Source organism: Bradyrhizobium sp. 153 (genome assembly GCF_023073835.1).
Classification (GTDB): domain Bacteria; phylum Pseudomonadota; class Alphaproteobacteria; order Rhizobiales; family Xanthobacteraceae; genus Bradyrhizobium.
On the sequence record NZ_JADPKH010000124.1, the window covers coordinates 1 to 14,667 of the forward strand.

Here is a 14,667-nt window from a genome sequence, read left to right on the forward strand (position 1 = left end):
ATCCGCCACCCGGCAAGACCGTCATGTGGCGCGGGCTGTCACGCCTCACCGACATAGCGCTAGGTGTCATGGTCGGAGGAGAATTTGTGGGTAATTGAAGGCCTGCCAACCCTGTGCTTGGATCGAGCGCGTGATCACGCCAAATGCTTGATGGCCGGCAAACGACGAGAGGCGGAGGGTGAGGCCGGCTGGCTGGCTGGCCTACCTGTGTCTATCAAGGACCTGACCGATATAAGAGGTGTCCGCACAACCTATGGCTCCCCTATCTTTGCCAATCATGGGCCAACGAAGTCTCACCCGCTCGTTGAGCGCATCGAGCGCAAGGGCGGCATTGTGGTCGCTAAGTCCAATGTGCCGGAGTTTGGGGCAGGGGGCAGCACCTACAACGAAGTTTTCGGTAGGACACGAAATCCCTGGAACACGTCGCTCACCAGCGGAGGATCAACTGGAGGCGGCGCGGTCTCTGTCGCAACGGGCGAGGTCTGGCTTGCGCATGGCAGCGATTTTGGGGGGCACTGCGAGGTCCGGCTACGCATTGCTCGGTGGTGGGCTTGCGCCCTTCGCCCGGACGCGTTACCCGCGGCACGTCAAACAATCTCTGGGCGCCGCTCTCTGTACAAGGTCCTATGGCGCGTACGGTAACAGATCTTGCGCTCTTCCTCGACACTATGGCCGGCTTCTGTCCGCATGACCCAATGACGTTTGATGCGCCTCCAGGATCGTTCAGCACTGCAGTTGCCAATCCTTTCAAACCCAATCGGGTAGCGGTGACGATGGATTTCAATGGTGCTTTCCCCCTCGACAGCGAGATGCGCACGATCTGCAGCAAGGCGGCGCATCGGTTCGAGGAGTTGGGCTGCATTGTCGAGGAAGCCTCGCCTGATCTCGGACCGCTCGACGAGGTGTTCATGATTCTGCGCAGCCAGCAGTTTGTAGTTGACCACGAACTGCGCATCCAGCAGCACCGCGACAAGATCAAGCCTGACATCATCTGGAACACCGAACTCGCACTTAAGCACACGAACAGCGCGCTCGCTTGGGCGGAGCGCGAGCGGGCAGCTCTGTTCGGACGTATGGTAGAGTTCTTTCAGAAATACGACCTGCTCGTAACGCCAGTTGCAGCTGCGGGAGCATTTGACGTCATGTTGTCTGCTCCTCCGACCATCGCGGGCAAACGGCCTGAGCATTACATGTCAGGCACCACAGCGACTGCGGCCGTCACGTTAGTCAGCAATCCCGCCATCTCCGTGCCCTGCGGCTTTGACAAGTATGGTCGTCCCGTCGGATTGCAGCTTGTCGGTAAGCCGCGAGGCGAATCAGGGTTGTTGCAAGCCGCGGCTCTTTACGAAGACCTGCTGGGAATCCCAGCGCTTTTGCCCATCAATCCTAAGTCGGGGAGCGTGCCACCATCAGACCCGTAGGGGTCGCGAGGGCCCTCTAGGGGATCACCCCGTGCCGCCGCTCGAGGGGGAGCACATATGGTTCGCGATATTCCTGATCGTGGCATTTTGCGAGACAATGACGTGGCGGTGAGCGGCTTAGCATCGAGAGTACGGCTTTGACGAGAAATCGCCGCAAGGATGAAATTGCCAAGGAACTCGCTAAACGCGTTGGAGAAAAGGGATGTCCGATTTGCTCGATCAAGGTGCCGGCGCTATCGCAAGCGCCGTGCGAACGGGTAAGTTAAAGGCACGCGATGTTGCCGAAGCCGCTATCGCCCGCGTTGAGGCGCGTAACCCTCAGCTTACTGCTATCGTGGACTTTAATCCGAGTGAAGCTCGCGCCGCCGCGGACGCCGTCGACGCGCGTCGCAGACAAGGGTTTGACGGACCGATCCTTGGCGTACCTTTCACAGTAAAGGATATGGTCTGGGTCGGGGGCCGGCGTGTAACCAATGGCTCTCTGCTCTACAGGGATTTCATTCCGCCGCGCGATGCCCTCGCCGTCGAGCGGCTGAGGAGTGCGGGTGGCGTGTTCCTTGGAATGACCAACACACCCGAGATGGGGGCCAAGGGCCATACCGAAAACAAGGTTTATGGTCCAACGCGCCATCCAATGAATCCAAAACTCACGCCCGGCGGTTCCTCCGGTGGCGCGGCCGCGGCGCTCGCCGCCGGGTTTAGCCCTATTGCCCTTGGCAGCGATGGCGGCGGATCAGGTCGAAGACCGGCTGCACACTGTGGTGTCGTCGGGCTGAAGACATCCGCTGGCGCTATTCCCAAGCCGTTTGGCTTTCCCGGCGCCTTTGGCCCTCTGTACGCCGTCATCGCGCCTATGGGCCGTACCGTTGCTGATGCGAAAGTCGCCTTCGACGTCATGGCCGGACCGGATCCACGTGATCCGCATTCGGTTGCAACGCTGGACATTCCAGCTCCAGCGCAGGCCCGTTTTGCATTCAGTCCGAGACTCGGCTTGGATGTTGCAGTCGATCCCGATGTGATGTCGGCCGTGGAAACTGCTATCGAAACGCTGCGTTCCTCTGGCTGGCGCATTGAATTGGCCGACATACCCTGGCCCGAGGGAACGAATGAAACGTCTTTTGATGCAGCGACCAGAGCCGGAACAGCGCTGCTCTATGGGGAGCGTCTGACGCGCCAAGAGAATCTATTTGGCGACAATCTGACCGGCATTATCGAGCACGGACGGTTGGTCTCCGGCAGAGATGTCGCCGCGGCGCTTAGATCCGCGGATGCATGTGCCCGTGCCGTTGCCCAGTTCTTTACAGAGTACGATTTTCTCTTAACTCCGACTACGGCCTGCGTCTCGTGGCCAATAGAGGATGTTTATCCGAGGGTAATTGAGAACAAGCAAGTGGGGCCACGCGGACATGCGGCCTTTACTCCGCTCTTTAACCTTGCGTTTGTGCCCGCGATCTCCGTGCCCTGCGGCACCGGCCGTGAGGGCTTGCCAATCGGCCTACAGATCGTGGCTCCTCGGTTACACGATCGGCCGCTGCTTGCGGTGGCCCAAAGAGCGGAAACCGCCCTTGCAGCTGGCACGGGAAACCTCTTCTGATCTGTCTCGACCAACTCGCAGTAATGGGAAACGCCGTTTGTGGACTTTGTTGACGCGGCTTTCCCTTTCGGAGCGCGCGTATTTACTGCACTCTCGTGCCTCTTCCGATTGAGGACATTTGGATCCTACTGTGAGGAACCCCACAGGCGGGGGCCTAACTGCCGCGCCGATTCTCGCTGTTCGGATCGTGATGTGGATCAACGTCTTCTTCCAGGACGGTGTGTCGACCATAAACTCCTATTTGCCGACCTGGCAAAGAGCCGTTTAACCAGTGATGTTCATGTGAACATGCCTTCGTGTTCGCGACATTTGCCTAGGGCAAGTCCGCAAACTCTTCTGAAGCGTTCGGTCGACCTTGCAACCACTCCAACGCTGGATGGTCACCCGGCACGATGACGGGTAGGACGCGCCGGGCCAGCCGCAAGCCGCGCGCCGAATTGGCGAACCATACGACCCCGTCGCCTGTTTCTAGATTTCCCATCACAAATGCACGAAATCCCGGGTGGTGCCCCCAATGGAAGAAATATCTCTGCGCTGGTTCCAAGCCCCAACCCAAGCCCCAGGCAACCCCTGGTTGCTCAAGAGCTGCTGGGTTTTGCACGTCGTACACGCCCGCCCTGGCCTGCACGGCAGGCGTGAACCAGCTGTCGTGCATGGCAGGCCGCAGCCCAAGTCCGCGCAGCACGGCTTGTACAAAACGAGCGTAGTCGCTGGCGGTGGTCGAGAGCGACCAAGAGGCTTCGGCGATGACCGGGCGTCGCTTCGGCACCAGACGGCCATCGAGTTCGGCCCCTTGCGCGTGGTTGCATTCGAAGCGCTCTTGCCACTCTAAACTGGAGTTTGCCATGCCCAGCGGTTGAAAGACGCGCGAACGGGCAAGTGCTTCCAGCGAGTTTCGGGTGACATGCTCCATCGCACGTTGCAGCCACCCGAACGCACTGCTGCCATAGCTGAACCGCTCGCCGGGCTGGAAGTAGGTCTTTAGCGGCGTTTCGCGAGCGACGATATTTGGCAAGCCGCTCGTGTGCGTAAGGACGTGCCTGGCTGTAATCAAGCCAGCGCGCTCGTCACCCGTCACGTAATCTCCGCATAGAGACTTTAGGGGTACGTCGAGCGGCAACTTACCCTCTTCCGTCAGCTGCAGAGCGATGAAAGCAACGAGCGGCTTCGTCAGCGAGGCGGCCTCGAACACGGTGTACGCGTCGACCTCGCCTTTGCCTTCCGCGGTCCGAGTGCCAATCGCGTGGACTGAGGTGATCTCGCCATGGCGCAGAATTGCCATGGATAGTCCGGGAATCGCAGCACGTACTGCAGGCCTCCGGAGTATGTCTTCGAGCGAACTGAGCATGTTGAGCGAAATGCTACACAGTCGGTGGCGCCGAAATCCATTAAAGATGCGTTATGACCGCGCAATTTCAGCGCAAATCAGCTCAAACGCTTGCGAAATCGAAAAGAAGTCCCGTGAAATGGATCATTGGCTGGTGAGTCCTGACACGTGGGCACCGCAGTGCTCGCAAGCATGAATCCGGACTGACAAACCAGTCACCGCCAACGTTTAGGTTGTGTCCCCGGTGGTGGTGTAGCTCGGTAGAGCAAAGCCGCCCGGACGCGCGCCCCCAAATAGCGCCGTAGCGCGCGTCCACTCCATGCGCAACGCATTGGCCCATGCCCGCAAGAGCGGGCGGCGTGTCGTCTCGGCCTTCATTGCCACCGCGTTTGCCCAGGACGACGCCGAGGCGGCCCGGGCGCAGTGGCGCAAGGTCGCCGACCAACTCCGCCCCAAGCTGCCCAAGCTTGCCGGCTTCCTCGACGAGGCCGAGACCGACGTGCTCGTCTACATGACGTTCCCGCCGCAGCATCGCAGCATCGGACCAAGCTGCATTCGACCAACCCGATCGAACGCCTCTACGGTGAGATCAAGCGGCGGAACGAGGTGGTCGGCATCTTCCAAAACGAGGATGCCATCGTCCGCCTCATCGAGCCATCCTGCTCGAGCGGAACGACGAATGGGCTGACCAGCGCGCCCGCTACTGACGCTGGAAACCATCGCGCCATTGAGCGATGATCCAACCGTCAGCCTTCCGGCAATCGCCAGCTGACCTGCCCGGCTCTTGCCGGTGAACGCGGTGCCCCACCGCCAGTTACACCACGCTCAGGGACACGATCAACGTTTAAACGTCGGACGAGAATTGTCACACGACTCACACTGACGAAGCGCTGTCCAACGCCCAGTGATGACGTTGTGGTCGCGCTTCATCGTCGACCGCAATAGGCGCGTTTAGCTGTCCATCTCTGCTCCACGATGTCAAATCCCCTTCCGCATGATGCGCGAGAACGCGAGAACTCACATGTTACACGCGACGTCGGTTAGATGATTTGACATTGAACAGCGCCGCGAAGACCGATCCGGAAACAACAATGCATAAGTCGGCCTCGCGCCGAAATCTTAGATGGCACGTTCCTCGATCAGGTCGACGAGAATCCACGCACTATCTCGATCTCATGCAGAATTTCAGCCCCTCTGGCCGGTACTTTAGGGGATTTCTGCGCCGGTACCCCATATTATTTTGACAAGAACGAATAGCAGTAAAGCACAATAGAGTATGGTTGGGAGAGCCTTAGGAGAGAGGCAATGAGGATTCCGGTAAGTTGTGGATGGCTCGTGCGGGCAAGGCCGGACCTGGTGATCCTTTCTGTATGGCGCTCACCTGAGGCTTGCTGTGCTTCTTGACAATCCGCCGGCAATGTCCACGTGCTATCGTGATCACGACGTGGCAAAGAGTGGTCCAAGTCTGCTGCATGGGCGCCTTTGGTGGGGCAGGCAGTCTGTCCCAGATAGCTGGCAACATTTTCGATAATCTCAGCAGCCTTGGTGCCGCTAGAGCGGCTGGGGCATGCGTGGCGGGGCTCGCAGCTGATTTACGGCGCGAGTTGCCCGGTCGTATCCAAATTCATAAACACGGAGACCGCCATGGAAGGGCCTGCCGCATCCATCCTCTTCCAGCTAAATCGGCCTGGTCTGCCTGAACGGAGGGGGGGCAGCTTGGAGCAGGGCGCTGGGAGCTTGAGCCTGGGGGGGATTTCGAATCCTGTTCTGGAAGTTTCTAATCTTCAAACCATCTTCTGTTCTCGTAAGGCTCGGGTCTATGCTGTCAATGGTGTGAGCTTCCGTCTCAACCGAGGTGAGCTTCTGGGGGTGGTCGGCGAAAGCGGCTCTGGCAAGAGCGTCACGATGATGGCGCTGCTGAAGCTGTTGCCCATGCCGCCGGCTGAAATCGTGTCGGGGAGTGTGCGTCTTGGAGATAGGGAGCTCTTGTCTCTCGGCCCCCGCGAGATGCGGAGGGTTCGCGGTGGCGAGGTCGGGTTCATCTTTCAGGACCCGATGACATCTCTCAATCCGGTCTTCACGGTTGGCTACCAATTGATGGAGCCTCTGCGTAAGCATCTCGGTCTAACCCGGGGTGAGGCGCGTAAACGTGCCATCGAGCTTCTCTCGCTGGTTGGCATCCCGGCGCCGCAGGACAGGATGAACGATTATCCCCATCAGTTCTCCGGCGGCATGCGGCAGCGGGTTATGATTGCTATTGCGCTCGCCTGCGAGCCTAAGGTGCTTATCGCCGATGAGCCGACGACCGCACTCGATGTGACGATTCAGGCCCAAATTCTGGAACTGATCAAGAAGCTGCGCCAGGAAATCGGAATGAGCATCATCTGGATCACGCACGATCTTGGCGTGGTAGCCGGGATTGCCGACCGCGTGATGGTCATGTACGGAGGGCTCATTGTCGAGTGCGCCGCTGTCGACGATCTCTATAGAGATCCTCGTCATCCCTATACGCGTGCTCTCTTGGAGACGTTGCCGAGGGCTGATGAGACTGGACGGGAGCGATTAAAGAGTATCGGTGGTCAGCCGCCGCACCTTACTTCATTTCCGACGAGTTGCCCTTTCGCGTCACGGTGTCCGCATGTTTTTGACCGATGTCGCAGTGAAAGGCCTCCGTTGATGCCTGTGAGCGATGGCCATGATGCGGCGTGTTGGTGGGATATAACTAGACAGAGGCCGCCGCGATGACGTCTGAACAGGTGGGGCTCCTCGAAGAAGCGAGAGCCCATCAGGATGATGTCCTGCTTCGGGTCAGCGATCTGACGTTGCATTTCAAAATCTATCGTGGTGTCTTCGGGCGCGAAGTTGGAGCTATTCGGGCGCTCGATGGTGTAAATCTGGAAGTTAGACGTGGCCGGACGCTCGGATTGGTTGGCGAGAGCGGCTGCGGCAAGTCGACTACCGGGCGCGTGATCTTGCGTCTTCACGAACCCACTGGCGGCCGCATTGTGTTTGACGGCGAAGATATTACGCGGATGCAGGGAAACAGGCTGCGTCGGATCCGCCCTCGCATGCAGATGATATTCCAAGATCCGCAAGCCTGTCTTAATCCGCGTATGACGGTGGGTTCAATCATCGCCGAACCGCTGAACGAGCATGGGGCTTTGAGTGCCCGCGACAAACAGAAGCGGATACACGAGCTTCTCGAGTCTGTTGGCCTCAATCCAAGATTCGCTAACCGGTACCCGCACGAATTCTCTGGTGGGCAGCGACAGCGTATCGGCATTGCTCGGGCGCTCGCGCTGAATCCGGACTTCATCGTGTGCGACGAACCGATTGCGGCGCTCGACGTGTCCATTCAGGCGCAGGTCGTCAATCTCCTGAAGGATCTTCAGGATCAACTCTCTCTTACGTACCTCTTCATCAGTCATGACCTCTCAATGGTTCGTCACCTGTGCGATGATGTTGCCGTGATGTACCTGGGTAAGGTGGTTGAGCGAGGGCCGCGAGATTCCATCTACAAAGATCCGTTGCATCCCTACACGAAGGCGTTGCTTTCTGCTGTTCCGGTGCCAGATCCACAGGTCGAGCGTGCCCGCCAGCACGTCATCTTGATGGGAGATGTGCCAAGCCCTGCCAATCCACCATCCGGCTGCCGATTTCGGACACGCTGCCCGGTCTCCTTCGACCGGTGCGCTAAAGAAGAGCCCGCTTGGCGAAGCGTCGGGAGGGATCGGTGGGTGGCCTGTCATCGGGCCGAGTGACGGATGGTATTAAATCAATCGACCAGGGTGACCTGCCATGTCTCGATCGTTCTCGAGAGGCAACGCCGAAAATCGTCCGGTAAGGAATGGAACAATGGGAGCAAAACGCATGATGAGCCTCAAGTTATCAATCTCTGCTGCAACAGTTGCGACTCTTCTTGTAACACCGGCTCTAGCTGGCCGCGGCTCGGAGGGCACCGTAAACATTCTTTACTGGCAGGCGGCTTCGACCATGAACCCCTATCTGGTCGCTGCAGCAAAGGATCTTAGTCCTGCCTCACTGGTGCTCGAGCCTTTGGCAAAGTACGACGAGAACGGAAAGCTCATCCCATGGCTCGCACAGGAGATTCCAACCATTGAAAATGGAGGTGTCTCGGCTGACTTCAAATCGATCACTTGGAAGTTGAAGCCCGGCTTGAAATGGTCCGATGGCACACCTGTCACAGCGAAGGATGTCGTCTTCACCGCCAACTACTGTATGAACCCGAAGGCTGGTTGTGCAGCGCTAAATCAATTCGATGGCGTCGATAAGGTTGAGGCACCGGATGATCTAACAGCGCGGGTGGAATTCAATTCACCAAGGCCAGTTCCGTATGGTCCCTTTGTCAGCGCTCTGTCTCCAATCATCCAAGCCAAGCAGTTCGCGGATTGCCAGGGAGAGAAAGTCCCGACGTGTACTGAGGCGAACTTTCGTCCAATCGGCACGGGTCCATATATCATCGCCTCCTTCAAACCGAACGACTCGATCCAGTTCAAGCTGAACCCGCATTATCGGGACTCTGACAAGCCTCATTTCGCTGAGGTCAACTGGAAGGGAGGCGGCGATGCGGCCGCGGCGGCACGTGCCGTTCTGCAGACCGGTGAATACGACTATGCTTGGAACATGGCAGTTGCGCCCGACGTTCTCAAGAAGATGGAGGCAGAGGGAAAAGGCAGATTGCTTTTCAGCTGGGGGCCCGTTGTTGAGAGTCTCTGGTTAAATCTCACTGATCCTTCGTCCGATCTCCCGGTCGAAGAACGATCCACCCTGAAGCGTCCCAATCCTATTCTTGGCGATATTCGCGTACGTAAAGCTCTGTCGATGGCAATGGACCGCGCAGTGCTAAACAAGATCATCGCGGAGAGGGCGGGCCGCCCAACCTGCGACGTTATAGCGACGCCGAAAAAGTTCTCTGCAGACAACACGGGGTGCCTGAAGCCGGACATGGCTGGCGCCAACCAACTCCTCGATGAGGCAGGTTGGAAGCCGGGCCTCAGCGGCATTCGGCAAAAGGGCGACAAAAAACTCAAGCTCATCTTTACAACTTCGACCAGTCCCATTCGGCAACAGTCCCAAGAAATCCTCAAGCAGTGGTGGCGCGAGATTGGCGTGGACGTTGAACTCAGAAATCTTAGCGGCTCTGTTTTCTTTGGTTCGGATCCAAGCAGCCCCGACACTTACGTAAAGTCGTATCACGACATTGCGGAATTTACTTTCAACTCGACTATAGACCCTGCCAGTGTCATGGCGCGATATACTTGTGAGAAAGCCCCGAAACCAGGCGCATGGCAGGGCAGCAATGTTCCCCGCTACTGCGATAAGCGCTACGACGAACTAGTCGACGAGTTGGGACATACTGGTAACTATGAAAAGCGCGGTGAGATCGTTAAGCAGCTGAACAATATGCTGACCGTGGACAGCTATACGATTTTGCCCATCGCTTGGACCGCGAATGTTGACGCAACCTCGAACACATTACTCGGGCCCATCATGAATCCTTGGGAGAATTCGAGTGTGTGGAATATCCAGGATTGGCATCGCAAGAAGTAGTGAGTGTTGGGCTGGAATCCGATCTTGCCATGCAACATGCCGGCCGTAGAATCTTCACGGTCGGAGGCGATAGGCATACCAAATGTTCAACTATGCGATCCGAAGGCTTCTCATTGCGGCGCCAACTGTATTGTTGATCAGCCTCATTATCTTCTCGCTGCTCAAATTGGCGCCAGGCGATCCTCTGGCGGACATGCCCCTAACAATACCGCCGGAGGTTCGCGAGAAGATGCGTGCCGTACTCGGCTTGGATGAGCCGATGCTTGTTCAATATCTGCTATGGCTAAAGCAATTCTTCTTTATCGAGCCTATAAATATCTTTGATGCTCTGTTCGGAACGCATTTTTCGGCAGGGACATTGCGGATTATCTCGTGGCAAACGCGCAGCCCAGTATTCGACCTCATTGCTATGCGACTGCTTCAAACGCTGTGGGTCGTCGGCTTGGCTTATGTCGTCGGAGTGTTGATCGCTTTGCCGATCGGTATAGCGTCTGCTTATAAGCCGCACTCGATCTTCGATCAGCTCGGTACTTTCCTAGCGATGGTAGGTCTCGCCGTTCCATCCTTCTTCTCGGGCGTGTTGATGATCCTGGTCTTCGCCGTCTACCTTGGTTGGTTTCCGTCGATCTACAACACCAATCTGGTCGTCAATAGCTGGAGCAGCTTCGTCGAGCAGCTTCGCCAAATGGCAATGCCCGTTATGGTGCTGTCGGTGCAAACGACTGCCCAGATAAGCCGCTATCTGCGCTCGTCGATGCTCGAGAACCTAGGACAGGAGTATATTCGCACCGCGCGCGCTAAGGGTATGGGAGAGATGGTGGTGGTGCTCATCCACGCGCTCCGCAATTCTATGATCCCAGTGGTGACCATCGTAGCGCTTGGGCTGCCAAGCGTCTTCGGCGGCGCAATTGTGACCGAACAGATATTCAAGGTGAACGGCATCGGTCAGCTCATGATCAGTTCTATTTATGCTGGTGATGTACCGATGGTCCAAACCTTGGCCTTCATTTTCGCTGTGCTAATTGTCGCCTTTAACCTAATCGCCGACCTGCTCTATGGCGTTCTTGACCCAAGGATTCGGTATGACTGACCTCAGCGATCAAAAGCACCCGACAGTTTTCGCCCAGGGACCAGTTGTGGAAGCCCTGCTAACTGATCGCGAGAACGACACAGAACCATTGGCGCCAAATGGGTCATCGCGCAGCCAGTGGTTCGATGTGTGGGAGGAGTTCAAAAGTCACAAGGGTGCGCTGACCGGCGCCGCCATTTTCTTTCTTATCTTCGTCGGTGTGGTCTTCGGCCCATATTTCTGGCGCGTTAGCCCGACCTATATTGATTTTGCGGCCTTGAATGCAGGGCCGAGCCGGTCTCATCCGTTGGGCACCGACCAATTAGGCCGCGATCTACTAGCCCGGATGACGAGGGGTGGAAGGATCTCAATCGCCGTCGGTCTGACAGCCATGATCATCTCAATTTGCCTTGGAACACTGGTTGGTGTCCTAGCCGGCTACTTCAAATCCATCGACGGTGCACTCATGCGGCTCACCGACCTATTCCTTGCGCTGCCGGTGCTGCCATTGCTCCTCGTGATGATGATGCTATTCCGGGAGGCATTGGCAAGCACCTTCGGACTCGAAATGGGGATTTTTATCCTCATCGTGTCCGCGATCGGCGTGACAAGCTGGATGCACACGGCTCGCATCGTTCGAGGCGAAGTTCTCGCCATCAAGCATCGCGAATTTGTGCTGGCATCGCGAAGCATAGGCACTCCACCTCGCCGGATCATTCTTCGCCACGTGCTGCCTAACGTATTATCGCCGATAATGGTGTCTGCAACTCTCGGCATCGCGACGGCGATCATTGCCGAGAGCGTGCTGTCGTTTCTTGGGCTTGGCTTTCCCCCAGATTTCCCGACTTGGGGGCGGCTGCTCTATGACGGGACTGAATACATGCAAAATTACCCGCAACTCGTGCTATGGCCAGGTATCGCAATCACGCTTACCGTCCTCAGTGTGAACTACATCGGTGATGGCCTTAGCGACGCGCTTGACCCGCGGTTGCGTCGATGAAAATGCTTCAATGCTTCCAGCCGCCAAGTTTGGCTGTTTGATATCCACCTTGCCTTTTCGGCCAGTGAAGTCCTTACGTTCATCGCTCGATAGAGATCGCAATGTAGCGGCGCTATCACGTCGAAATTTGCCGATTGGCGAGTTGCAGCAAAGCTGCTCGAAAGCGCGAACCTCGCGTAAACTATGCGATCGTGCTGCCTAGCCGACCAAATTCTGCATGATGATCGTGATATGTCTCCCTCGGTAAACAATGGTCCAAGTTGTCAGTGTGCGCAATTTAAAGCTTGGCGCTTGGTAAGACAGAAGTGCCATAACATGAGAAATCCATACGGCCATTCTGCAACCACGCGCGCAGCCTCCAGACGCGTTACTTAGCCTATTCTACCATAACCGGATGGCGCGGATCGAAACCTATGTCCCAATCCCCCTTGATATTCCATGGCCATGACTGAGCCGGAAGACAGAACGGCCTACATCAAACCATCAGGACGTCGCAGCGCTCTTGCAGGCTACACGGTGTTAGACTTGAGCCAAGTCCGCGCTGGGCCGACCTGCGCAAAACAATTCGCGGACTTTGGTGCGCGCGTTATAAAGGTCGAGCCGCCTGAAACGGCCGGGCGTCCCGAGCTGTATGTCGGACCCCGCAACGGTCCAGACATGGCCAATCTACACCGAAACAAACGTTCAATTGCTCTCGATTTGAAGTCGCCGATTGGCCGTGAAGTGCTAATGCAGCTGGTGCGCCAAGCGGACGTGCTCCTTGAGAATTTCCGGCCTGATGTCAAGGCGAGGCTAGGGTTCGACTACGAAAGCCTCGTTGCTGTAAACCCACGCATAGTCCTGGTCAGCATCTCAGGCTTTGGTCAGGCTGGACCATACCGGACACGTCCGGGGTTCGACCAAATCCTGCAAGGCATGTGCGGGCTAATGAGCACCACTGGCGCGCCGGATGGGCCGCCGATGCGCGCGGGTGCAGCTGTAATTGACGTGATCTCAGGCGTCTATGCTGCCCTGGGTGCCATGACGGCTTTGCTCGAGCGTGAGACAAGCGGAAAAGGGCAATGGGTGCAGATATCGCTGCTTCATGCTGGCTTCGGACTCATGGATTTCCAAGCAGCGCGCTATCTCTACGATGGCACAGTGCCTGGTCGCACGGGCAACGACCATCCCACCAGCATGCCCACGTCTGCTTATCGAACGAAGGACGGATACATCAATATTGGGGCTGGCGGAGATAAGATGTGGCGCGCTCTTTGCGAGGCGATCGGTCGCCCAAGTGTCGCGGCAGACCCCGACTACGCTACGGATGCTGACCGCGTTCGCAATCGTGAAAAGCTCAATCGCTTTCTCGGTCACTGCTTCTGCGAAAGAAGCACCGCAGAGTGGCTCCAGATATTGGGTGAGAATGACGTGCCCGCAGGCCCTATCTACTCGATGGATCAGGCGTTCGCTGATCCTCAGGTTGCGGATGCGGGAATTGTGGCTGAGGTCCCCGGAGCGGACGGGGCAACACGTCGTATTCTAGGCCAGGTCGTCCAGCTAAGTCGTACGCCCGCCAATATCGAGCATCTGCTCGAAGCAAAGGGTGCGAGCACTGATAGAATCTTAGCTGAGATTGGCTATGATCCGGCTCAGATTGCGCGGTTGCATGAGCAGGGAGTCGTGTGAAGGTGTCTATGACTTTTGTTTGATGGCGGCAGCTCGTAGAACTCGGAAGGCCCTATCGAGCTTGCCGAACGCGAGTACCCAGGGTGCGATAGGCCGCCGAGAAGGTCAGGTCGCGTGGGATTGACAATGATGAATCTGCAGCTTGCCCGGCTGCCTATATCAGGGCGATGCAGCCCAGCGTCTTTTTACGACAAGACGGTATGCTAGTTGACACAGGAGACAGACGTGTCTGACAATTCCGGCGCACCCCTTCTGGTTAAACAGGGTGCCATTGCCATCGTAACATTGCGGCGCCCTATCCACGCTAACAGACTACAACCGCAAGACGTCCTCCAGCTGCAGGCATATTGGGATCAACTGAAAAATGACTTGACCATGCGAGCAGTCGTGCTCACTGCAAAGGGCAAGCATTTCAGTGGTGGTTATGACTTGAACTCGATCTCCGAGACGGCAAATCCGACCGGCGTGGTTGTCGAAAACGCGTTCGCGCGGATGGTTGATGCACTAGAGCACCTTCCGCAGGTAACGATATGTGCCCTAAATGGTGGCGTATACGGTGGAGCGACAGATTTGGCGCTTGCGTGCGATTTTCGATACGGAGTGTCGACATGCGAGATGCTTGTGCCAGCGGCGCGCCTGGGACTGCAATATTACCTAAGCGGGCTCCGCCGTTACGTTTCACGTCTCGGCTTGGACAGTGCTAAGCGTCTCTTGCTCTTGGCCGAGAAGCTCGACGCAGATCAAATGATGGCCATTGGATATCTTCATCGGATCGTTGCTGCAGACCGCTTGTTGGCGGAGGCGTTACAGACGGCAAAGCTGGTAGAAGCTTTGGCGCCTCTCGCGGTAGGCGGCATGAAAGCAGCGCTCAATGCGATAGCGGACGACCACGTTGATGAGTGCGCCATTCGTCTTAGCGAGACCAACACGCTCCGTTCGAACGACATGATTGAGGGCGTAGCCGCATGGCGTGACAAGCGCAATCCGATGTTTGGTGGTTCTTAGCCGATGCTTTAA

Annotated in this window: 9 protein-coding genes and 2 pseudogenes; 10 read left to right on the plus strand and 1 reads right to left on the minus strand. The window is 57.1% G+C overall.

All coding sequences use genetic code 11. The features are described from left to right. Positions 1-150: 150 nt before the first annotated feature. Together IVA91_RS29385 and IVA91_RS29390 are read left to right on the plus strand one after the other, a co-directional pair. Positions 151-1,421: pseudogene (locus IVA91_RS29385) on the plus strand (amidase family protein). A 202-nt stretch (positions 1,422-1,623) separates the two neighbouring features. After that, positions 1,624-3,015: an amidase gene (locus IVA91_RS29390; RefSeq protein ID WP_247459780.1), complete on the plus strand. Its 1,392-nt coding sequence runs from the start codon at positions 1,624-1,626 to the stop codon at positions 3,013-3,015. Between the two features lie 313 nt (positions 3,016-3,328). Here the strand turns inward: IVA91_RS29390 and IVA91_RS29395 are convergent, their stop codons facing one another. Then, a complete protein-coding gene (locus IVA91_RS29395) occupies positions 3,329-4,363 on the minus strand; it encodes a serine hydrolase domain-containing protein (protein WP_256466419.1) in 1,035 nt (344 codons plus the stop codon). 286 nt (positions 4,364-4,649) lie between these two features. On the opposite strand from IVA91_RS29395, the pseudogene IVA91_RS29400 reads away from it, so the two are divergent. The 8 genes and pseudogenes from IVA91_RS29400 to IVA91_RS29435 all read left to right on the plus strand — a co-directional run. Beyond that, positions 4,650-5,114 (plus strand): annotated as a pseudogene (locus tag IVA91_RS29400) (transposase); the annotation flags it as partial. Positions 5,115-5,986: 872 nt separating this feature from the next. Then, on the plus strand, positions 5,987-7,087 hold the full coding sequence (locus tag IVA91_RS29405) for an ABC transporter ATP-binding protein (protein WP_247459783.1): 1,101 nt from the start codon (positions 5,987-5,989) through the stop codon (positions 7,085-7,087). Continuing rightward, a complete protein-coding gene (locus IVA91_RS29410) occupies positions 7,084-8,103 on the plus strand; it encodes a dipeptide ABC transporter ATP-binding protein (RefSeq protein ID WP_247459785.1) in 1,020 nt (339 codons plus the stop codon). The genes IVA91_RS29405 and IVA91_RS29410 overlap by 4 nt, the downstream gene beginning before the upstream one ends. Positions 8,104-8,215: 112 nt before the next feature. Then, positions 8,216-9,913 (plus strand): peptide ABC transporter substrate-binding protein, encoded by a 1,698-nt coding sequence (locus IVA91_RS29415; RefSeq protein ID WP_247459841.1) that lies wholly within the window; start codon positions 8,216-8,218, stop codon positions 9,911-9,913. 82 nt (positions 9,914-9,995) lie between these two features. Then, positions 9,996-11,003, plus strand: a complete 1,008-nt coding sequence (locus IVA91_RS29420) for an ABC transporter permease (RefSeq protein ID WP_247459787.1) — start codon at positions 9,996-9,998, stop codon at positions 11,001-11,003. Continuing rightward, a complete protein-coding gene (locus IVA91_RS29425) occupies positions 10,996-11,982 on the plus strand; it encodes an ABC transporter permease (RefSeq protein ID WP_247459788.1) in 987 nt (328 codons plus the stop codon). Before IVA91_RS29420 ends, IVA91_RS29425 begins: the two co-directional genes overlap by 8 nt. A 438-nt stretch (positions 11,983-12,420) precedes the next feature. Continuing rightward, positions 12,421-13,650: a CoA transferase gene (locus IVA91_RS29430; protein WP_247459790.1), complete on the plus strand. Its 1,230-nt coding sequence runs from the start codon at positions 12,421-12,423 to the stop codon at positions 13,648-13,650. Positions 13,651-13,875: 225 nt separating this feature from the next. Then, positions 13,876-14,655 carry an enoyl-CoA hydratase/isomerase family protein gene (locus IVA91_RS29435; protein WP_247459792.1) on the plus strand — a complete coding sequence of 260 codons (780 nt, stop codon included), beginning with the start codon at positions 13,876-13,878 and terminating at the stop codon, positions 14,653-14,655. The last annotated feature ends 12 nt before the right edge of the window (positions 14,656-14,667 follow it).

Bases quoted from the DNA above. Each gene is read 5' to 3' on its own strand.
- IVA91_RS29410 (WP_247459785.1), top strand. From the start codon at position 7,084: ATGACGTCTGAACAGGTGGGGCTCCTCGAAGAAGCGAGAGCCCATCAG.
- IVA91_RS29425 (WP_247459788.1), top strand. From the start codon at position 10,996: ATGACTGACCTCAGCGATCAAAAGCACCCGACAGTTTTCGCCCAGGGA.
- IVA91_RS29420 (WP_247459787.1), top strand. From the start codon at position 9,996: ATGTTCAACTATGCGATCCGAAGGCTTCTCATTGCGGCGCCAACTGTA.
- IVA91_RS29390 (WP_247459780.1), top strand. From the start codon at position 1,624: ATGTCCGATTTGCTCGATCAAGGTGCCGGCGCTATCGCAAGCGCCGTG.
- IVA91_RS29405 (WP_247459783.1), top strand. From the start codon at position 5,987: ATGGAAGGGCCTGCCGCATCCATCCTCTTCCAGCTAAATCGGCCTGGT.
- IVA91_RS29430 (WP_247459790.1), top strand. From the start codon at position 12,421: ATGGCCATGACTGAGCCGGAAGACAGAACGGCCTACATCAAACCATCA.
- IVA91_RS29395 (WP_256466419.1), bottom strand. From the start codon at position 4,363: ATGCTCAGTTCGCTCGAAGACATACTCCGGAGGCCTGCAGTACGTGCT.
- IVA91_RS29415 (WP_247459841.1), top strand. From the start codon at position 8,216: ATGAGCCTCAAGTTATCAATCTCTGCTGCAACAGTTGCGACTCTTCTT.